Below are 20,619 nucleotides of genomic sequence, written 5' to 3' on the forward strand. Positions count from 1 at the left end.
GGCTAGCGTACCTCCTTGGACAGGCCGATGTAGTAGACCTGGGGCTTGGTTCCGTATTCCTCCTTGAGGATGCCGACCCGTTCAGTCATGATGATCTTGGTGACCGGGTCGTCGGGGTCCCGGAGGTTGCCGATCTGCCGGGCCCCGAAGGGGCAGGCGTCGACGCAGGCCGACTTCATTCCCTTGGTGATCCGGTGGTAGCAGAAGTTGCATTTCTCCGCCGTCTTGTGGACCGGGTGGAAGAAGCGGACCCCATAGGGGCACCCCATGATGCAGTAGCCGCAGCCGATGCACCACTTGCGGTCCACGAGCACCACGCCGTCGGCGGTGGAGTAGGTGGCCCCCACGGGGCAGACTTGGACGCAGGGGGGATTCTCGCACTGGTTGCAGAGTTTTGGCACGAAGAAGGCCTTCTCGATATCCTCGTCCTTCACCTCCCGGAACTTCCCCTCTCCCACCTCTATTTTCTTCGTGGTGAAGCCGTCCCGGGCCGCCTTGGGGGAGTCGATGAGGACTTCGCCGTCCTTCTTCACCACATAACGCTCCACCCAGGTGCGGGAGACATTGGCGTCATAGGGTACCTCGTTCTCCAGCTTGCACGCCTTGACGCAGAATCCGCAGCCGACGCACTTGTAGGCATCCACCAGGAAGGCCCAGCGAAGTTCCGGCTTCGCCGCCAGAAGCTGTTTCGGGTCGATGAGGTGCAGGGCCGCCGCCGGCACCGCCATGCCGGCCACGACAACCATGCTCCGCTTGAGAAACTCGCGTCTATTCATGGCGTTTCAGCTCCTCCAGGTTCGGGTGGTGGGGGTCGTGGCAGAGGCTGCATTCGGCCTCGGGATTGTGGGTCTCGGGATCGATGCCGCGGATCTTCGACCTGCCGCTGGATGGTGTGTCGAGCTTGGCGTGGCACCGGATGCAGAGCTTGCGGCTGTGGTCGATGGTGAGAGTCGGCGGGTCTTTCGGGTGGTCCAGAGCCGGGCCGTGGCAGTTTTCGCACTGCAGGACACCGTGGGGGGAGCGGCCGATGCTTTCCACCTTTTCCCCGTGGCATTCCTTGCAGTATGCCTTGGTCCTGTACTTGACGGTGACCTTCTTCCACTCCTCCTCGTTTCCCTTGCGATGCCAGCCGTACATGTAGCCCCGCTCTCCGATGCCGAAATCCGCGGGAACCACGAAGACCCTGGCAACGAGGATGAGGATGACGAGACCGAGAGCCACGAACAGGGGGCGCCAGACATGACTTTTCACCGGGTTGCCTCCTTGGGAGATGTTGAAGGAAAAGCTGATCGCTAAGCCGATTTTGATGTTGTGTTTTGTTGATTGTATAAGTAGAGAAAGGCTATTGCAAGAGGCTAGCTGGTAAATTTTCTGAAAAATATAACAGTGTTATTTTATTCTAATGCTGCATGTCCCCTTCCCGATCCTTGGCGAGCTCTCGGTGGCAACTATCCTGATCTCGCCGTTTCCCATGTCGTAGACCCAGCCGTTAAGGGTTAGTTTTCCCTCTTCCACGGCCCTGCGGACAAAGGGGTACTCCCGCAGGTGCTCCAGCTGGAGGCGGACGTTCTCCTCAACGATCAGCTTCATCCGCTGTTCTTGGGGGATGTCGATGTGAAGCGCCCGGAGCTTTTCGTCGACCAGCTCCTTTGCCTTGTAGGCGTTGATGAGCCAGATGGGGATGTATTTGTCGTCGGAGTTTTCCTCGTCAAGGGCCTGGATGCCGCCGCAGCCGTAGTGGCCGCAGATGACAATGTCGGGGATATTCAGGTGGTTGATGGAGAATTCCAGGACTGCCGAAAGGTTCCAGTCATTGGCGGCGACGATATTCCCCACGTTGCGGTGGACGAAGACCTCGCCGGCTTTGGTCTGGGTGATGGTATTGACCGGCACCCGCGAGTCGGAGCAGCCGATCCAGAGCACCGTGGGTTTCTGCCCCCGCGTCAGTTCCACGAAGAGATCCTTCTCCTTCTCGAATGTCTCGGCCACGAAGCGCCGGTTTCCTTCCAGAAGCGTGGTAATCATGAAGAACTCCCCTCATCCCGCATGGCCCGAAGGGTGTCGAGGATCGCGGCGGGCTCCAGGCGTCGGGTATAGTCTGCATCCACAAAGGAAAGCCGGACGGTCATGGTCCGGTCGATGACGAAAGTGCCGGGAAGAGGGAGTTCCCAGGAGTCGGCGCCGTTGTACTCGGCCAGGTCGACGCCGAAGCCCAGGTAAATCCGTCGCATCTCGGCGCCCACCGGGTAAACGAGGCCGAAACGTTTCGCGACACGGTTCCCCACGTCGCTCAATACCTCGTATTCGAGGAAGTTCTTGAGGAGGGTCGCCTGGGTCTTGTCAGGGGTCTGGGGGGAGATGGCGAGGAGCTCTCCCCCCAGTAACTTGAGCTGGGGAAGGATTTTCTGGTAGGCCCGCAACTGCAGGCTGCAGTAAGGTCACCAGGCTCCGCGGTAGAAGGTGATTACCGAGGGCCCCCGAGCTGTGATCGACGAGAGGCGGACTTCCCGCCCCACGGCGTTGGGGAGGGCAAAATCCGGTGCAGGGGAGCCCACCTGCAGTGCCCGTTCCACGATCCCGGCGCGGATGAGTTCCTCCGCAGACCGATCCATGGTGGTAATGACGTCAGGAGATGCCGTTGCCCTGAAGTTTTCCCGAATCGCATCAAGCTCCTTCTGGAGCTCGAAAATGAAGGTTGGCTGCTCACCGTCCATGGGCCGCCTCCCGCGCAGGGGCCGACAGGCACTTGTGTAGTCTGAACCGGGGTGTGGCGGAACAGTTCTCTGTCAGCCGGGCTGGAAGAATGCAAACGGTGCCCATGGGCACCAGTCATGGGTAATTCCGGTCAGGCTACCCGGGAGAGGTTGTTTTCCCGCCGGCGCCGTTCGGGGCCGCCATAGGATGTGTCGCCGCTGTGGCGGACCTGGCCGCGACTGACGGTCACCCATTCGTTGCCCCGGTGGAAGGCGGAAATCTTGCCCGTGGCAATGTACTCCTCAAGGCGCCACGTCTTCACCATGTCGTACGTGTTGTCCTGATATCTGACCCGTATGAGCATCCGCGCCACCTCCTGGAAAAAAGATTGGTCGGAACGGTCGGCTATGGTCACATTCTAACAGCGAAGGAGCGGGTGTCAATCGGCGGGCCATCCTCCCCGATAGGCTCGAGATTGTTCGCTATCCGTCCCCCTTGAAGTGCCTTGTGAACGGCCTCTCCGAGGGGTGGCCGCAGTCATTCCGCATCATACAACCCTTTAGAATTATTCCTAAAGTTTTCCTCCCCTCAGTCGAAGAGAGTTTCAGGGTGATCGAAATTTCGGTGATCCCGAAACTGGAAGAAATGGAGAGGAAGAAAACAGTATGCGGCTGGTTCTCATGGTGTGTGTGCTTGTGTGTCTGACCTCCTCCGCCTGGGCGGGAGAGACCGAAGTTTTTCTCAAGAGCGGCTACTTCGACTGGAAGGAAACCGTCAGCGATAAAGGGGTTATCAGGGAAAGGGGGCTGGTGAGCGGTGCCGGCATTGCCTACACCGGCTTTGTCGGGGAGAGGGTGTTCATCCGGCCGTCTCTTGAGGTCTGGGGGGGGGAACGTCGACTACCGGGGATTCCAGGTGGGGAGTTGGGCACCCCTTGAGGGTGATACGACCTATTTCGGAACCGCCGAAGAGGTCCGGGTGGGGCTGAAGCTGCCGGTGGGGGACGCTTTTTCGGTTTCGCCCTTTGCCGTGCTGGGCCATAAATTCTGGCTGAGATCCCTTTCGGTCGAGGACTGGAACAGTTTTTACGGAAGGATCGGTGTGCGGGGTGCGACGAAGCATCTGTTTGCCGAAGGAGGAGTCACCCTCCCCGTGTACACCCGCGTTCATACCGACTGGAGTTCGGATGGGTACAACGATTTTGTCACCGAGCCCAAGAATAAACCGTCGGCTTTCGCCGAAGCCGGCGCCACATTCGGGCAGTGGAGGATCGGCGTCTTCTATGAGCAGATGGAATTCGGCCAGTCCGACACGGTGCGGGTGGAAAAATCATCCGGTTCCGCAGGTGCGGTCTTGGTAGCCTCCGGCGCCTTTCAGCCCGATTCCGTGGCGCACCACGTCGGGCTTAAGGTGGGGTTTGCCTTCTGAGTTTTAAAGCCGGCCGCTCTCCTCGTCGCTCGGCGCGAAGCCGCGCCGCATGGTGTTCTCGGTCACCGTCCGCGGGTCCATGAAGTGGAGGAGGTAGTCAGGTCCCCCCGCCTTGGTCCCTCCCCCCGACATGCGGGAGCCGCCAAAGGGTTGCCGCTCTACGAGGGCGCCGGTGATGCCGCGGTTGAGGTAGAGGTTTCCCACCCGAAACTCCCGCCTCGCCTTTGCCAGGTGCTCGGGGCTGCGGCTGAAGACCCCTCCCGTGAGGGCGAACCGGGGGGCGTTTGCCCATTGGATGGCCTCATCGAAGTCCTTGGCCCGCATGACCGCCAGCACCGGGCCGAAGATCTCCTCCCGGGCGATGCGGTGCTCGGGCCGGATACCGCCGATGATGGTCATGGGGACGTAGTACCCGGTGCCGGCCGGCACCGGCCCTTCATGGAGGAGTTTCCCCTCCGTTTTCCCGATTTCAATGTACTCCCTGATCCTCTTCATGGCGTTGTCGTCGGCCACGGCCCCCATGGAGTGGGCCGGGTCCTCCGGCGGGCCCACCGAGGTGGCCCGGGCCATGGCAACGAGCCGCTCCACGAACCGGTCATGGATGGCGTCCAGCACGATGACCCGGGAGCAGGCCGAGCACTTCTGCCCCTGGAACCCGAAGGCCGAAAGGAGCACCTGGGGGACCGCCTCGTCCAGGTCCGCGTCGTCGTCAATGATGATGGCGTTCTTCCCACCCATCTCGCAGATGACCCTCTTCACGTTGGCCTGACCCGGCTGGACCCTGGCGGCTCGCTCGTTGATCCTCAAGCCCGTCTCCAGGGAGCCGGTGAAAGCGATGAGGCTCACGTCCGGGTGGTCCACCAGGTAGTCTCCCATGACCGAGCTCCGCCCCGGCATGTAGTTGAAGACCCCGTCGGGGAGCCTCGCCTCCCGGAACAGTTCCGCCAGGTGCCACCCCATGAGGGGGGTGAGGCCCGACGGCTTGTAGACCACGCAGTTGCCGGTCACGATGGCCGCCGACGCCATTCCCGCGCTGATGGCCAGGGGGAAGTTCCAGGGGGCGATGACCGCGGCCACCCCCCGGGGCTCGTAGAAGTAGTGGTTCAGCTCCCCCGGCGCGTGGCCGAGCCGCCGGGGCCCGCCCAGCCGGATCATCTCCCGGGCGTTGTATTCCAGGAAGTCGATGGCCTCGGTCACGTCGGCATAGGCCTGGTCCCACTGCTTGCCGATTTCAAGGATCTGCCAGGCGGAGAGGTCGAAAATCCGCGTGCGGGCTATCCGGGCTGCCTTGAGGAGGTAGTCGGCGCGGGTCCGGGGATCGGTGTCGCGCCACGCCGGAAAGGCGGTCTTGGCCGCGGCGACGGCATCCCCTGCCTCCTTTGTCCCGGCCTGGCAGATCTGCCCCAGGACCTCGGAGGGGGTGTTGGGGTTCACGGTCGGCTGGAGGTCGGCGGTCAGGACCTCTTTACCGTTGATGAAGAGGGGATAGGTTTTTCCACGTTGAGTCCGCACCCGGGCCAACGCATCCGGAAAGGCGGCGCGATGGTCAGGCCGGGTGAAATCCACCATCGGCTCGTTCCCGAAGGGGGGGAGGCCGTCGGGGCCCGTCCGCTCCTTTTCCGGCCTGGCGGTCCGGGCTTCCTGCTCCCGCTCCGCCGCCACGGCCGGGTCTTCCAGGAGCTGTTCGATCCGGGCATCCTCGGCAAAGCTCTTGCGCAGGAACGATTCGTTGGCGGTGTTCTCCAGAAGCCGGCGCACCAGGTACCCCATCCCCGGCACCATGCTCCCGTAGGGACAGTAGAGGCGGATGCGCCCCGCAATCCTGAGGATCCCCTTGCGGACCGGCTCGGCCATGCCGTAGAGGACCTGGAACTCGTAGCGGTCAGGGGGGACGTTCAGTTCCCGCGCCAGCTCCATGACCGCCGAAATGGTGCGGATGTTGTGGGAGCCGCAGGCGAAGTGGCAGACGGCGTGGTTTTCCAGAATCTTCCGGGCCTGGCGCTCGAAGGCGGCATCGGTTTCGGCCTTGATGGTCCATACCGGCACCTCCCAGCCGTTCTGCCGGGCCCGGACGGTTTCGTAGTCCCAGTAGGCCCCCTTCACGAGGCGGATGGAGATCGGGACCCCCTGCTCCTTCGCCCAGGCCAGGAGGCCGTCCAGGTCCCGGTCTGTATCCTTCAGATAGGCCTGGAGCGCGATCCCCAGGTGGGGATAGCCCGGATGCTCCAGCCTGAGGCGGCGAAAGACCTCCAGGGTCATGTCCTTGAAGCGGTACGATTCCATGTCGATACAGAGGAAGCCGTTTACCTCCATGACCTTCCGTAAGATGCGGCGCATCCGGTTCAGGATGGCGACCACCGACCCCTCGAAATCCTGGGGATTGGCGAGACAGTAGAGGGCCGTGGGCTTCACCGCGATATTCACCCTGGGGGCGTGGCCCCAGTCGAGATCCGGATCGCCCCCCGTGCCCGGTAGTCCCTTCCAGGTTCCCTGCTCCTTCTTCAGCGTCTCCAGAAGCTCCAGGTACGTGTTCGTGTAGGCCTCGGCCTCCTCCTCCGAAAGAGTCGCCTCGCCGAGGACATCCACCACGGCGGCGAAGCCGTCTTTCCGGAGTTTTTCCAGGTTCTTCACTGCCTCCTTCGTGGTTTCACCCACGATGAACTGGCGGGCCATATCCTCGATATTGGAGGTGAGCACCCGGTTCAGCACGGCGCCGCCGAAGGAGCCGAGCATCCCCGCCACCTTGGCACCCGTGGCCATGAACGGGGGCATTGCCTCCTCATCGCCGAAGTACTCGCGGATGTGCTCCGTCAGGAGCCTACTGGTGGTGAGGGAGGGGAACACGTCCACGAATCGGAACAGCTGGACCTTGAACTGGTCGTTCCGCATGCTCCAGTCCATGGCCTTTCCCATCCAGGCCCCCTTGTCGAAGAGGGACGGCTTCTCGCCGGCGATGCTGGTGAAAAATTCCTTGCCGCGGCTGACGATTCTGGCGTTCAGTTCGCTGCTGTGCATGACATGCTCCTTTGTGGGGGCCACCGGGGCGTAGCTCGTAGGGTCGTGTAGTCTGTCTTTTTAAAAAGACCGGTGAGATGCTATAAAAGGGTACAACCATTGTAATCCCGCATGGCGACGATGCAACGGGAGGGAAGCCTTATATGGTTCCGGCTGGTGTAGTCATTCGAACGGAAAAACGAGAGGGAGGAACGAAGCGATGAAAGTGGGAATCATCCGGTGTCAGCTGACCGAGGATATGTGTCCGGGGAGCACCGATTTCAAGGTCGCCCGTGAGGGGAGCCTGGCCTTTGCGGAAACCGGGCCGGTGGAGATCATCGGGTTTCTTTCGTGCGGTGGCTGCTCCGGCAAAAAAGCCGTGACCAGGGCCAAGATGATGGTCGAGCGCGGGGCGGAGGCGATCGTGTTCGCCTCCTGCATGAAAAACGGTAATCCCATCGGGTATCCTTGCCCCCATTTCGCCGCCATCAAGGGCGCCGTGGAGAAAAAGGTCGGTCCCGAGACCCGGATCATCGACTGGACCCACTGAGTTCCCGCGGCTTAAATGGTCTCGCATTGAGCACTACGCGCAGGGCCCTGATCCCTTCTCTGAAATCGGTTACGGTGTAGGATGAGGGGCGGCTTCGCGGGGATGCTGTGCCGTATCCCGGCTCCAACACGATGGTGGTGCTGCTCCCCTCGGGGAGGATGATCTCCCGCTCGGTGGCGACGTTGTCGGCGGGGAGGGCAACCACCATGTGGTGGGTGCCCTCCCTGACATACAGGGTCTGCGTGAACCGGTACCTCATCCCCTCGCCGGCCTCCGGGTCGCGGAGTCCGAGGGGCTCGCTGCGCTCCGGGCGGGGATCGCCCCCAAGCTCCGCAGTCTGCCCCCCGATGTTCAACAGCAGTTTGTATTCCGGGGTGCCGTGGACGTCTTTCCGTGAACAGGTTTCCGGCCCATGGGTCTTCAGGGACGACACAACCCGAAGCTCGGCATAGCCCGGCGGTAGAGACTGCCCCTGCGCTTTTTCGACAAAAACATCCTGCCGCGTGGCGATGGCAGCGGTTCGTGCCAGTTCGGCAGTCCCCGCGCAACCGCCCAGGATGGCAAGGGTGACGACGGCCAGCACTGTCATGGTGATCCGGTTCATACCTCTTCCTCCACCTTCCTCTTTTCAAACCAGCCGTACACCGACGGGATGATCAGCAGCGTCAGCAGGGTGGACGTCACCAGGCCGCCAACGACAACCGTGGCGAGCGGCTTCTGGATTTCCGATCCGGTGCCGCCGGACAGGAGCATCGGGATCAGGCTGAAGATGGCGATGGAGGCCGTCATCAGCACCGGCCGCAGACGGTCGGCGGCCCCTTTCCGGATGGCCTCCTCCAGTTCCAGCCCCTCCTCCCGCAGTTGTGAAATCCGCGACACCAGCACGAGGCCGTTCAGGACGGCAACGCCGAAGAGGACCACGAACCCCACCGAGGCCGGCACCGATAGGTACTGCCCAGAGATGAAGAGCGCGAAGACCCCGCCGATGAGGGCGAACGGCAGGTTTGCGATGACCAGGAACGCCAGGCGGATCGACCGGAAGGTGACGTAGAGGAGGAGCAGGATCAGGCCGATGGCCACCGGCCCGATGATCATCAGCTTATTCATGGCCCGCTGCTGGTTCTCGAACTGACCGCCCCAGGTGAGGTAGTAGCCGGGGGGGAGCTTCACCCCATCCCGGATCTTTTGCTTCGCCTCGGCCACGAAGCCGCCGATGTCACGGCCGGTGATGTTCATCTCGATGCCGATGCGGCGCACCCCGTCCTGGCGGCTGATCTGCACCGGTCCTTCCACCATCTTCACCTCGGCCAGCTGCTGGAGGGGGACGTTTACCCCCGTTTTCGTGGTGATGATCAGGTTGTTGATCGCCTCCATGGAGTTCCGCTTCTCCTCCGGCAGACGCACCGTGATGTCGAAGCTGCGGTTTTCCTCGTAGAGCTGCGATGCCGCCTTGCCGGCAACGGCGATTTCGATCACCTTCTGCACATCGCTGATGTTGAGACCGTAGCGGGCGATCCGCGCCCGGTCGATGTTCACGGTCAAATACGGCTGGCCGGAGATCTTCTCGGCGTTAAGGTCGGTCCCCCCCCTGATGGTGGAGAGCACCTTGGCGATCTCCTGGGATTTGGTGCTGAGCACGTCAATGTCGTCGCCGAAGAGCTTGACGATCAGCTGCGCCCGGGTTCCGGCCACCAGTTCGTCGATGCGGCACTGGATCGGCTGGCTGAAGCCGAAGGAGATGCCGGCTACGGACTCCAGGGACTCGCGCATCTCGTTGGTGAGCTCTTCCTTGGAGATGTCCCGCGTCCATTCGTCCTTCGGCTTCAAAATCCCCACGTAGCCGGTCTTGTCCGAGCCCCTGGTGTCCAGGGCCACCCCGGTCTGGCCGGTCCGCGACACAATCGTCCCCAGTTCGGGGAACTGCTTCAGCTTCTGTGCGACCCGCTGGTTGACCTCCATGGCCTTGGACAGGGAGACGCCCGGGAGCATGGAGACATCCATGTCGAAGGAGCCCTCATCCATGGTTGGGATAAATTCCGTCCCCAGCCGGGTCACCATTACGAGGGAGACCACCAGGAGGGTTCCGGCCACCCCCAGCACCACCCGCCGCTTGTTCATGGCGTAGTCGAGGAGCGGCAGGTAGAGCCGGTGGGCCTGTTGCATGATGAGGCTCTCTTTTTCCGGCTCCGGCTTCAGGAAGAGGTTGCAGAGCACCGGGATGATGAAGATGGAAAGGAGCAGTGACGCCAGGAGCGCAATGGCCACGGTGATGGCCAGGGGGCCGAACATCTTCCCTTCGATCCCCTCCAGGGCCAGGATCGGGATGAAGGTGATGGCGATGATCATTTCGCCGAAGATGCTCGGTTTGCGCACCTCCATGACCGCCTTCAGCACCGTCTTCATCCTGGGATGGCGCTCCCCCCCTTCGCTCAGGTGGCGCTGGACGTTCTCCACCTGGATGATGGTGGTGTCAATGATCATCCCGATGGAGATGGCCAGCCCCCCCAGGGACATGAGGTTGGCGCTGATCCCCGTGAGCTTCATGACGATGAAGGTGGCCAGGAGGGAGAGGGGGAGTGCTATGAGAACCACTACGCTCCCCCGGATGCTGTTCAGGAGCAGGTACAGGACGATCAGGACAAGAATCGACCCTTCGATGAGCGCCTTGTTCACCGTCCCGACGCTGGTCTTGACGATGTCGCTCCGGTCATAGAAGGGAACGATCCTGATCCCCTCCGGCAGCACGTTGTTTTCGTTGATCTCCTTCACCTTTTCCGCAACCCGGCGCACCACCTCGCGGCTGTTCTCGCCCCGCAGCATCATGACGATGCCGCCGACGCACTCATCTTTGCCGTCCTTCATGGCGGCCCCCATGCGGACCGCTTCCCCCACCTTCACCTGGGCCACGTCGCGGATAGAGGTGGGAGTCCCTCCCGCCGACTTGAGGACGATGTTCTCGATGTCGCTCACGTCCTTGATGAGGCCGACCCCCCGGACGATGTACTGGTCCGTCCCCCGCTCCAGGAGGTTGCCCCCCACGTTCTCGTTGTTGCTGCCGATGGCGGTGTAGACGTCGTCCACGGTGATGCCGTACTTCAGGAGTTTTTCCGGCGCCACTAGCACCTGGTACTGCTTGAAATAGCCGCCGAAGGAGTTGATCTCGTTGACCCCGGCGACACTCTTCAGTTGGGGCGTCACGATCCATTCCTGGATGGTCCGCAGGTTGGTCAGGTAGGCCATCTTCTGCTGGGGATCCGTGGGCATCTTCCCTTCCAGGGTGTACTGGTAGATCTCCCCCATGGCGGTGCCGATTGGCCCCATGGCGACCTCGACCCCCTTCGGGACCTTATCCCGCGCCTCCGCCAGGCGCTCGAACACCAGCTGCCGGGCGAAATAGATATCCACGTTGTCCTTGAAAACTATGGTGACGATGGAGAGGCCGAACTTGGTGACCGAGCGCATCTGTTCGATGTCGGGGAGGCCCCGCATGGCCATCTCGATGGGGTAGGTGACGTTCCGTTCGATCTCTATGGCCGACAGTCCGTCGGCGTGGCTGACCACCTCCACCTGGATGTTGGTCACATCGGGGAAGGCGTCGATGGGGAGCTTCGCGTAGGAATATAACCCTGCGACGATGATCACCAGCGCCGCGAAGAGGATCATTCCCTTCTGTCGCAGTGTGTAGGCTATTATTTTCTCCAGCATCGGAACCTCACTTCCGTTAAGTGTGCTTGATGGTGACGATGGTGATCATTCTCCATGGCCGTGTTCATCCGTCATCTCACCCTTCTTGATCTCTGATTTGAGAATAAAGGAGCCCTTGACGGCATAGTTTTCGCCCTCCTTCAACCCGGACAAAATCTCCACCAGGCCGCCTGCTGTCCGCCCGGTCTGCACGGGGCGCGCCGCGAATTCATCGCTCCCCTCCGCCACAAAAACCACCTTTTTCCCGTCCAGATCCTGCACGGCATCCTCGGGAACCGCCAGGACCGGCGGCGCGTCGGCCGCCAGGGTCAGTTCCACGGTGGCGAACATCTCCGGCTTCAGCTTGCGCCCCGGATTGGCCACCTCGACCCGGGCCTTGACAGTGCGGGTCGCTTCGTCCACCAGGTCGGCGATGTAGGTGATCCGCCCCTTCAGCTTCAGCTCGGGAAAGGCGGTGACGGTGACCGCTGCCGGCTGGCCCCGGTGGATCTTGGCCAGATCCTTTTCGTTGATGTCCACCATCACCCAGACCGACGAGAGGTCGGCCACGGTGTAGAGGCTTGTGGAAGGGTCGGCCAGTTCGCCGACGATGGCGTGCTTTTCGGTGATGATGCCGCCGATGGGGGAGCGGACCGGCAACAGCGGCTTGCGGTGGTTGGCATTTTTCAGCTCGGAGGTTGAAACGCCGTAGAGGGAGAGGCGCTCCACATCGGTATGGAGCTCCGTCTGCGCCATCTTGTAGTCGGTCTCCGCCTGGAGGATATCCTTGCGGGCCGCGATCTTCTTCTCCACCAGGGTCTTGATCCGGTCCATATTGGACTGGGCCAGGGCAAGCCGTGTCTTCGACTGGTGGTAGCGGTTCAGGGCTTCTCCCAGCTCGACGCTGTCCAGGGTCGCCAGGGGTTGGCCAGCGGCGACACCGTCCCCGAGGGAGGCCCTGACACTGACGATCTTGCCGGGGATGCGGGGCGAGACATGGGCGATCCGGTCGGCATTGGCCTCCACCTTGCCGGTGGCGCTGATCGCGCCGGCGAGCCGCTGTTTTTTTGCCGCGGCGACGGCCACGCCGTTCTGCTTCTGCACCTCGGCGGTCATCTTGACCTTTCCTTCTTCCCCATGCCCGTCGTGGCCGTCATGACCTTCCTTCTCTCCCTCGTGCTTCCCTTCCTCGTGGCCCCCCTTTTCATCCTTATGGCCGGCCTCCTGCGTTTCGGCGTGCTCGCCGGCACCCCCTTTCACATGGGTAGAGCGATAGATAAAGGCACCCCCGACGGCCACGGCCAGGATGATGCCGATGATGATTCCGTTTTTCCCGTTCACTGCGCACCTCCACTGGTTGTGTTCTGGAAGTCAACCCCCACCGAGGCTTCGAGCCGCGCCAGGGCCGTCTGTCGCTCGGCAAGGGCGGCGAGGTAGCCGTCGTGGACTTCGATGTATTTCTTCTGCTCCTCAATCACCGAGAGGATCCCCACCTCGCCCAGCTGGTACGCCTCCTGGACGATCTTCAGGTTCTCCTCAAGCTGGGGAAGGATGCCGCCGGCATAGAGGTCGAGGGCCTTGTCCGCCGCCGCCAGCCGGGCATAGTCCCCTTCGATCTCCCGGGCTACGCCTGTGCGGGCGAACTCCAGCCGGTTCCCGGCGCTCTGCGTCCTGGCCCGGGCTTCGCGGATGCCGGCCTGGTTCCGGTCGAATACGGGGAGCGGGATGGAAAGTTTCATCCCCAGGAGGTTGTCGCGGGTCTTTTCGTCTCCGACGCCGGTGGCGTCCACCCGTTGCTCGTGGGTGTAGCCGACTCCGACAATCACGTTCGGGATGCGCTCCGCCTCGGCCAGCTCCACCGCGGCGTCCCCCTTGGAGCGGGCAGCCTGGAGCACCTTCAGGTCGGGGCGGTTTACCAGGGCGAGGCGGGTGAGCTCATCGGGGGGGATAGTCACGGCCTGCCGTTCGGGAGAGTCGGCTAAATTGACCGCATCCCCCGTCGGGAGCCCCAGGAGGGTCAGCAGTCGGGCCAGAAGGGGGCTGAGTCCGCGCACGGTCTCGATTTTTCGCCCTTCGCTCCGGGCCAGCTCCACCCGGGCGAGATTCACCTCAAGTTCCGGGATGTCCCCGGCGGCCAGGCGCTCCCGCGTTATCTCCAGCAGCTTCCCGTTCAGGTCCACGGCCCGCTGGGCCAGTTCCCGCCTTTTGTGGGCCAGCATGAACTCGGCAAACGTGCTCTTCACCTCCAGGGCAAGGGTTCTTTCCCGATCAGCAATCTGCTGGCGGACCTCCTCCGCCTCCACCTCGGCGACGACCCGGCGCTTGGCCCGCTTGCCGCCGGTCAGGAATTCCTGGGAAAGGCCGATTGAGACGACGTTCTCGCCGGAACTGCCGGTCAGGGAACCGGTATCTCCGGACAACTCCAGGGTGGGGTTGGGAAAGAGCGCGGCCCGCTCCAGCCCGGCTCGGGCCACCTCCTTTTCGGCGCGCAGCGCCTTCAGCTCGCCGTTGTTGACGAGGGCATACTCCACAGCCTGCGGCAGGGTCAGCGAGTGCATTTCACCCGAGGCCCCCTGGGGGGAAAGAACCAATGACGCCAGGAGCAGATGGACCGCTCCGGGCACGAAACGATACGCTCGTGACAAGACAGCACCTCCTTGCTGATTTGCTGGATTGAATTGTGGGTGACAGGGTGGCGCTGAAGGGTGGAAATTCGGACTAAGGGCGCACGAATTCCCCACGGCTGTGGGGCCGTTACTTCAGCGGATCAGGCTTGTATCTGGGGGGGGACAAAGATGGAGCGGTACACGTCCGGTGGCGCGTTGAGGTGTTCGAGGAACGACAAGCTAATAATAAGAGGCGAATAGGAAATCAGGGGGGGGTGGCTGTTCAGCGGTGCGTGGCACGGGCAGGAGAGACAGCAGTGGCAGTCCCCCTCGGTATCCCCGCCATCATCGGGACAGCAAGGGCTTGCGTCTGCGCAATCCGCCTTCAGAACCGACCCGGCCTTGGCGCAGGATGCCTGGGGGCAATGGTCGTTATCCTGCGCGAAACAAAGCCCGTTGCCGGCAATGGTGAGGACGGCCATGATGAGCAAAACGGCTATGATTTTGTTGAACATGGCTGGTCCCGGATGCATTTGCCAGGCTTTCATGAAAGTGAAGAATATCATAATGGTGGGATGTCGGGCGTGTCAATGAACAATCGGCTCCAGGGCAAAAAGCTCTTGTCCGGCAGTCTGTTAGGCATCCGGAAAGACAAAAACAACGACTCTCACGCCGGTCCGCCGGGAACTCCCCCGTAGATCCGGCACCAGTTTCCCCCCATGATGAGCCCCACCGCCCCGGCGGGATAGCCCGCCCCCAGGAGGCGCTCCGCCAGGATGGGAAGGCCGCCGTGGTCCTCCGCTCCTGCTGCTATGCCGTCAAACCCGCCGAAATCGCTCCCGATGCCGACCGCCTCCGGGCCGTGCCGCTGGACAACAAAGTCCACCTGACGGAAGAGGTCGTCGAGGGTCGCCGTTCCTTCGGGAACAAGCATCTCGGGGGCGGCGGAAATTCCCACCACCCCTCCCCGGCGGGCAATTTCGGCCACCTGGGAATCGGAGAGGTTGCGGGGGCGGTCGCAAAAGGAGCGAAGCCCCGTGTGGGAGGAGATGAGAGGGCCGGCGACGAGGGAAGCCACCTCCCGGAAACCGGGCTCGGCCAGATGGGCCACGTCGAGGATGAGGCCGGCGTCGGCGAGGCTCCTCACCAGAGTTTTTCCCGCAGCGGTCAGCCCCTTCGGGTCGGTAACGCCATTGCCGTCGGCCAGCCGGTTCCTGCCGGCATGGGTCAGCCCCACGGCCCTCACTCCCCAGCGCCGCACCTCGTCCAGGCTCAGCTCCAGCAGGGCGTCGGCGTTCTCAACGAGAAAGACGATGCCGGGAGTGCCGCTTCCTCCGAGGGCGGCCGCCATCTCCCCGGGACTTCGGAGCGGCGCGAACCACCCCAGGTGGCGGCAGGCGTAGTCGTGGAGCCGCCGCATCTCCCGGGCGGCGCTCACGGGGCCGTTGTGGCTGTCGGCGCAGTAGAGGGCAGCCACCAGCACCCGCACCCCTCCCTTCTTTAGGGACGAGGCGGTTACCTGCCCGTCAGCCAGCTGCTCGAAGGGGATTCCGGGGTGACGGCACATCAGGTCGTAGACGAGGTCCACGTGGCCGTCGACGACCGGGAAGCGCGGCGGCTCTTCAATGGAGTCCGCGGGATGCAGCGACATAATCGCTCCTCATCGGTCCGCAGCAGCGGAATGAAAAAGAGCGGGCAGACCATGGCGTCAACCCGCTCGGAAAACTTCAACGATCATTTCCTATGCCGGGGCATGGCACGCAGGGGCATGACATGCGGGTGAGTGGCATGATGGAGAGTGGCAAGCCGGCGAATGGCACGCCGGACCGTGACAGGCAGCCGTCGACATGGCTTTTGATTCGATCTTCCTGATCTTCAACACGGGAATCACCTCCTTTCCGTGGGATGAGAAGAGCGTGTCAAGGGGCGGGTGCCGCACCGTCGCGGACGAGTCCCATCCCCGTGAACACGGCAAGGGCGTCCTTGCACTCTTCGCTGAAAGCGCCGGAATCCATGGCGACGCCGTACTCTCCGTACAGCGTCGCCGCGATCTCCTCGCAGGTGGCCGAGCCGTTGCAGAGGAGGAGAAAATCCTTGCCGAACCGGTTGATCTCCAGCACCTCAAGCCTCTCTCCGGAGGGATAGAAGATGAGAAGCGTCGGCTCCGGGGGGTAGGACTCCCTGAAGATGCCGCTCTTCAGGTCGGCGATGATCGCCGGCAGGTTCCGGCGGAATTCGGACACCGTGACCTCTTCCCGGAGCATCGGCCGGCACCTCTCGGCGGGGTCGCCCGTGAGCGGTCTGGCCCCGTCCGCGCGGGGCGGACAGCGATGGGTCGCTTGCAGAGCGAGGGTCTCGTAGGTGAGAATTTCGGCAAAGTGGGGCCACGAGGCATTCCCGGCCATGAGTCCTTCGGCATGGCGGGGAATGCGCTCAAGGAAAGCGGTTTCGGCCGTCGGGTCATCCTCGCGCCACCCTTCCTCCTCCAGCCGGGAGAGGATTTCCTGGAACAGGCCGCTGGGCGGCCGGCCGAGGGCCAGGGAGAGGAGGATGAACGACTTGGGGTAGCCGTTGAGGATGAGGGGGAACCACCGGGCGATCCGGTCCAGCTCCGCCAGGGAAACCCCGGCGCAGGGGAGGTTGTAGAAGGAGCTGAAGAGGAAGGGGGCGGCATCGATGAGATTCTCGTCGTCGGCCAGGCGCCGGCCATCATCGAATTCGAGACCGAGGGAGAAGTAGGTGTCCACCTCCCTGATGAGGCGACCGGTATAGCGCCGGTGGAGCTCGGTCCCCGCCAGGACCGTCGGAAGCTGCACGAGGGGAGCACTGTTCCCCTGGACCCCCGCCTTCAGGGCGAGGAAGAGGGTCTGGTCGATATCTTCGCGCTCCTCCTCGGGAAAGCCGATGACGAAGCTCAGGGTGGGGACGATTCCCGCCTCGGTGGTCTCCCGCACCCGCTGGTAGAGGATCCCCTCGTCGATCTCCTTGCCGATGAACGCCAGGGTCCTGCGGGAGCCGGAGTCGATCCCGTAACACATGGACTCGCACCCCGCCTCGCGCATGAGATCGAGGAGCGGCCTGTCGAGGGAATCGAGCCGGGAGATGCAGTACCAGGGGACGCGGTTCAGCCGGGCATCGATGACCCGGTTGCAGAACTCCTCCACGAAGCGCCGGTCAGCCGTGAACTGGTCGTAGGCGAGGACGAGGCACTCGGCGCCGAAGCGGCCGTGGAGTTCCTCCATCTCGCGGATCAGCCGGGGGATGGAGAAGGTCCGGGTCCGTCGCCGCCACATGACCGACTCTGAGCAGTAGACGCACCGGTGGGGGCAGCCTCGCCCCACTTCGAGGATGGCGATGCTCCGGGGGATGCCGCAGGCGTCGCGGTAGCTGGCCAGGGGGGGGACGAGGGTGTAGTCGGGGAGGGGAAGGGTGTCGAGGTCGGCGATCAACTCCCGGTCGGGATTGCGGACGATCTCCGTGCCCCGGCGCCAGGTAACTCCCGCTACCTCCGCAGGATCATTGCCGACTGCAAAGGAGGCTGCCAGTTCCCGGAACGTCACCTCTCCCTCGCCCCGGACCACGGCGTCAATCCAGGGGAAGCGCTCAAGGGTGGGGACGTCGAGGAAGGAGACGTTGTGCCCACCCGCCACGATGCGCAGGTCGGGCTTTTGTTCCTTGAGGAGCCGGGCGATCCGGACGACTGCCGGGAAGGTGGTGCATTGGGCGGAAAAGCCGACCAAGTCCGGATCGTCCCGGAGGATTATCCGTGCCGCCTCCCCGTACAGCTCCTTTCCCATGCCGAGGCTTCCCTGCCGCAGGGCCAGCACCAGGTCGCGGATGACCGCACGGTGCCCCGCCTCACCCAGCACCGTGGCGAGGCTGATGAGTCCCAGGGGGGGGAGATTGTAGAGGGACTGGAGATGAAAGGGGGGGAAGACCAGGGAAATGTTCATGGGCCGCTACCTCCCCGGCGTTCCCGCCTCGAGCGCAAAACCGGGCGGCTGTTTCTGCCGGAGTAGCTGAGAGTGTAGCACACAAATCGACCCGTGCAAGGCGGCGGGCCAGCGACCGTTCTGTCCGCTCTTGACCGTGGATCCGTGACGGATTCAGGTTTACTATTTTCCCGCGCCCGTATACTCTCTCCCGAAAAGTGCCCACGTCCGCGCGGTTCGATGGAGAGTGCCGATGACAGATGGAGTCGATACGGTCAAAAAATACCAGTTCGCCAGCGACAACTACGCCGGGATCTGTCCCGAGGCCTTGCAGGCCATGGAGGCCGCCAACAGGGGGTACGCCTGCTCCTACGGCGACGACCCCTGGACGGAGAAGGCGTGCCGGCTGCTGCGGGATCTCTTCGAGACCGACTGCGAGGTCTTCTTCGTCTTCAACGGCACCGCCGCCAACTCCCTGGCCCTGGCATCCCTCTGCCACTCCTACAACAGCATCATCTGCCACGAGACCTCCCATGTGGAGACCGACGAGTGTGGGGCCTCCGAATTCTTCTCCAACGGGACCAAGATCCTCCTCGTCTCCGGCGGGCACGGCAAGGTGGACCTGGAGGCCGTGGAGCACACGGTGAAGCGCCGCACCGACATCCACTATCCCAAGCCCAAGGCCCTGAGCATCACCCAGGCCACGGAGCTCGGCACCCTCTATTCGGTGGAGGAGCTTCAGGCCGTGGGGGAGCTGGCCCGGCGCCTCGATCTGAAGCTCCACATGGACGGGGCCCGCTTCGCCAACGCCGTTGCCACTCTCGGCGCGGCCCCCGCCGAACTCACCTGGAAAGCGGGGGTGGATGTCCTCTGCTTCGGCGGCACCAAAAACGGCATGGCGGTGGGGGAGGCGATCATCTTCTTCAACCGGGATCTGGCCCGGGAATTCGACTACCGCTGCAAGCAGGCGGGGCAGCTCGCCTCCAAGATGCGCTTCCTGGCCGCCCCCTGGGTCGGCATGCTGGAAAGCGGCGCCTGGCTCACCCGGGCGGCCAACGCCAACGCCTGCGCCGCCAGGCTGGAGGCCCGCCTGCGGGAGATTCCCGGCGTGGGGATCCGTTTTCCCCGCCAGGCCAATTCGGTCTTCGCCGACTTCTCCCCCGAGGTGGCCGCCGCCCTCCAGGAGCGGGGGTGGCACTTCTATTCCTTCATCGGCTCCGGCGGGGCCCGTTTCATGTGCTCCTGGGAGACCACCGAGGCGGACGTAGATCTTCTGGCGGCCGACCTTGCGGCTGTCGCCTCGCGCCATGGGTGAGAGGTTAGAATTTTTTCTTAAGACGCATTATTTTTTTATGCACCCGGTACGAGGTTTAGTGATGAGTAATATCAAGCTGTTACACTGATGTGTTTCAGGGAAGGAGAGATTTCCCTTCCCAGCATGTATGCCCCCCCTATACGATTTCCTCCCCCGCCGTATCTCCGTTGCCGGAAGCGTTAAATAATTATTCAGCAATTTCAACATGTTATAAAATAATAATATATTTTCATGCTCCTGGCATGCCCGATGCTATGTAAAAGACAAAAGCAATCAGTTAGCACCGGAAAACAAGGAGGATGCCATGAAAGCCATAACCAACGCCCTGATCGTTACGATAGCCACCGCTTCTTCTGCCCTTGCCGCCAGCGGCGCAGCCGCCGACGAAGGAGGATTCCTCGCCCCGCTGTTCCTGACCCTGGGCGCCGCCGTCATCGCCTTCCAGACCATCCCGGCGATTATCCTGCTCGGCTCCATGGTAAAGGGGCTCTTCTCGGGCAAGGAAGAGGAAGGTGCCCGCTAGGTTTCGGAAACAACTCGGTAAGAGACCGGCACAATACGAAGATAGATGAGAAAGGAGACGGCCATGAGAGCGAGAACTGCAGCCAGCACACTGGCACTGGTAATGGGGAGCGTAACGTCGGCCCTGGCGGCATCGGGAGCACGGGAAGACAACAGCGGCGTGTTCGTGTGGATTTTCCTCGGGTTCTGCGCCCTGATCATCGTGGCCCAGATGGTACCGGCAGTTCTCACCATGCTCGGCATGGCCAAAGGGGTGAAAGAGAGCTTCGGCGAAAAAGCTGAGGTGAAGAGCCGCTAGAACGCACGGCAACCACCGTGGCCTCAAGATGATCGGGTGCCCGGCACGGGAGAATTAATGGAGCCGCAAGCAAAAAGGCCGTCCCCTATGAGAGGGAGACGGCCTTTTTGCTTGCCTGCTGATAGTCTTCAGGGTTTCAGAGAATTTCTTGCAATGCTCCTCTATTCGGTATAGATAGTGTTCTCATGAAAGAGTGGAGGGTTTCTCTTGCAGATAGAAGGGTTATGTGGCCGGTCATAGTGACCGTTTCCCTTGTCCTCGTGTTTCTGGGGACGAGAGCTCCGAACATAGCAAGACCCCAGAAACCCACGTCACGGCCCCGTGCCGTACTTGAAACTCAGGTAAAAACGACACAGGCAGGTATTGAAAAACACGGTCATGCGTTTGAACTCTGCCGTCGAGCCGAGTTCTTCAATGTATCAGCGCCCCGGGTTTCAGCCTTCCATTGCGAACCCCACAAGATTGTTTCTTCCGTACTCTGCTTCATTTCCGCCAGAGCACCTCCCCTAGCGTACGCCTGATACATTTTGTTCTCTCTGTTCGTTGACGTCGGGCATGTTCCGGACGTAATCACCATTCATTCCATTTTCTGATTG

The 20,619-nt window shown here is 62.5% G+C and carries 19 protein-coding genes; 6 read left to right on the plus strand and 13 right to left on the minus strand.

Annotated elements, in window-relative coordinates; translation table 11 throughout:
* Nucleotides 1-2: 2 nt before the first annotated feature.
* From KJB29_RS01310 to KJB29_RS01330, 5 genes are all read right to left on the minus strand, one after another.
* A complete protein-coding gene (locus tag KJB29_RS01310) occupies nucleotides 3-776 on the minus strand; it encodes a 4Fe-4S dicluster domain-containing protein (protein WP_215733014.1) in 774 nt (257 codons plus the stop codon).
* Nucleotides 769-1,251 carry a cytochrome c3 family protein gene (locus KJB29_RS01315; protein WP_215733015.1) on the minus strand — a complete coding sequence of 161 codons (483 nt, stop codon included), beginning with the start codon at nucleotides 1,249-1,251 and terminating at the stop codon, nucleotides 769-771. The genes KJB29_RS01310 and KJB29_RS01315 overlap by 8 nt, the downstream gene beginning before the upstream one ends.
* 138 nt (nucleotides 1,252-1,389) lie before the next feature.
* Nucleotides 1,390-2,025: a carbonic anhydrase gene (locus tag KJB29_RS01320; RefSeq protein WP_215733016.1), complete on the minus strand. Its 636-nt coding sequence runs from the start codon at nucleotides 2,023-2,025 to the stop codon at nucleotides 1,390-1,392.
* Entirely contained in the window at nucleotides 2,022-2,714 is a 693-nt protein-coding gene (locus tag KJB29_RS01325; protein ID WP_215733017.1) for a peroxiredoxin-like family protein, read from the minus strand. The genes KJB29_RS01320 and KJB29_RS01325 overlap by 4 nt, the downstream gene beginning before the upstream one ends.
* Before the next feature lie 131 nt (nucleotides 2,715-2,845).
* Nucleotides 2,846-3,058 (minus strand): GSU3473 family protein, encoded by a 213-nt coding sequence (locus KJB29_RS01330; protein WP_215733018.1) that lies wholly within the window; start codon nucleotides 3,056-3,058, stop codon nucleotides 2,846-2,848.
* A 301-nt stretch (nucleotides 3,059-3,359) separates the two neighbouring features.
* Here KJB29_RS01330 and KJB29_RS19170 point away from each other — a divergent pair, with 301 nt between their 5' ends.
* Entirely contained in the window at nucleotides 3,360-3,632 is a 273-nt protein-coding gene (locus KJB29_RS19170) for a hypothetical protein (protein WP_246560093.1), read from the plus strand.
* On the plus strand, nucleotides 3,610-4,122 hold the full coding sequence (locus KJB29_RS01335) for a hypothetical protein (protein WP_246560096.1): 513 nt from the start codon (nucleotides 3,610-3,612) through the stop codon (nucleotides 4,120-4,122). Before KJB29_RS19170 ends, KJB29_RS01335 begins: the two co-directional genes overlap by 23 nt.
* 3 nt (nucleotides 4,123-4,125) lie before the next feature.
* On the opposite strand, the gene pruA is transcribed toward KJB29_RS01335, so the two are convergent.
* Entirely contained in the window at nucleotides 4,126-7,137 is a 3,012-nt protein-coding gene (gene pruA / locus KJB29_RS01340; RefSeq protein ID WP_215733019.1) for an L-glutamate gamma-semialdehyde dehydrogenase, read from the minus strand.
* A 199-nt stretch (nucleotides 7,138-7,336) separates the two neighbouring features.
* Here pruA and KJB29_RS01345 point away from each other — a divergent pair, with 199 nt between their 5' ends.
* Nucleotides 7,337-7,666 (plus strand): CGGC domain-containing protein, encoded by a 330-nt coding sequence (locus KJB29_RS01345; RefSeq protein ID WP_004513667.1) that lies wholly within the window; start codon nucleotides 7,337-7,339, stop codon nucleotides 7,664-7,666.
* Here KJB29_RS01345 and KJB29_RS01350 read toward each other — a convergent pair.
* The 7 genes from KJB29_RS01350 to KJB29_RS01380 form a co-directional block, all read right to left on the minus strand.
* Nucleotides 7,647-8,270, minus strand: coding sequence for a hypothetical protein (locus KJB29_RS01350; RefSeq protein ID WP_215733020.1), 624 nt, complete (start codon nucleotides 8,268-8,270; stop codon nucleotides 7,647-7,649). The genes KJB29_RS01345 and KJB29_RS01350 overlap by 20 nt on opposite strands.
* Nucleotides 8,267-11,371: an efflux RND transporter permease subunit gene (locus KJB29_RS01355; protein ID WP_215733021.1), complete on the minus strand. Its 3,105-nt coding sequence runs from the start codon at nucleotides 11,369-11,371 to the stop codon at nucleotides 8,267-8,269. The genes KJB29_RS01350 and KJB29_RS01355 overlap by 4 nt, the downstream gene beginning before the upstream one ends.
* 45 nt (nucleotides 11,372-11,416) lie before the next feature.
* Nucleotides 11,417-12,691, minus strand: coding sequence for an efflux RND transporter periplasmic adaptor subunit (locus KJB29_RS01360; RefSeq protein WP_215733022.1), 1,275 nt, complete (start codon nucleotides 12,689-12,691; stop codon nucleotides 11,417-11,419).
* Entirely contained in the window at nucleotides 12,688-13,995 is a 1,308-nt protein-coding gene (locus tag KJB29_RS01365; protein ID WP_215733023.1) for a TolC family protein, read from the minus strand. The genes KJB29_RS01360 and KJB29_RS01365 overlap by 4 nt, the downstream gene beginning before the upstream one ends.
* Before the next feature lie 122 nt (nucleotides 13,996-14,117).
* Complete coding sequence (locus tag KJB29_RS01370) at nucleotides 14,118-14,471, minus strand: hypothetical protein (RefSeq protein WP_246560099.1); 354 nt, start codon at nucleotides 14,469-14,471, stop codon at nucleotides 14,118-14,120.
* Between the two features lie 152 nt (nucleotides 14,472-14,623).
* Entirely contained in the window at nucleotides 14,624-15,607 is a 984-nt protein-coding gene (locus KJB29_RS01375) for a dipeptidase (RefSeq protein ID WP_215733025.1), read from the minus strand.
* 268 nt (nucleotides 15,608-15,875) lie between these two features.
* Complete coding sequence (locus tag KJB29_RS01380; protein ID WP_215733026.1) at nucleotides 15,876-17,909, minus strand: B12-binding domain-containing radical SAM protein; 2,034 nt, start codon at nucleotides 17,907-17,909, stop codon at nucleotides 15,876-15,878.
* A gap of 232 nt (nucleotides 17,910-18,141) precedes the next feature.
* On the opposite strand from KJB29_RS01380, the gene KJB29_RS01385 reads away from it, so the two are divergent.
* From KJB29_RS01385 to KJB29_RS01395, 3 genes are all read left to right on the plus strand, one after another.
* Nucleotides 18,142-19,203, plus strand: a complete 1,062-nt coding sequence (locus KJB29_RS01385; protein WP_215733027.1) for a threonine aldolase family protein — start codon at nucleotides 18,142-18,144, stop codon at nucleotides 19,201-19,203.
* 304 nt (nucleotides 19,204-19,507) lie between these two features.
* Nucleotides 19,508-19,726 (plus strand): hypothetical protein, encoded by a 219-nt coding sequence (locus tag KJB29_RS01390; RefSeq protein ID WP_215733028.1) that lies wholly within the window; start codon nucleotides 19,508-19,510, stop codon nucleotides 19,724-19,726.
* Between the two features lie 63 nt (nucleotides 19,727-19,789).
* Nucleotides 19,790-20,023: a hypothetical protein gene (locus tag KJB29_RS01395; protein WP_214184643.1), complete on the plus strand. Its 234-nt coding sequence runs from the start codon at nucleotides 19,790-19,792 to the stop codon at nucleotides 20,021-20,023.
* The last annotated feature ends 596 nt before the right edge of the window (nucleotides 20,024-20,619 follow it).

Source organism: Geobacter grbiciae (assembly GCF_018531165.1).
GTDB lineage: Bacteria > Desulfobacterota > Desulfuromonadia > Geobacterales > Geobacteraceae > Geobacter > Geobacter metallireducens.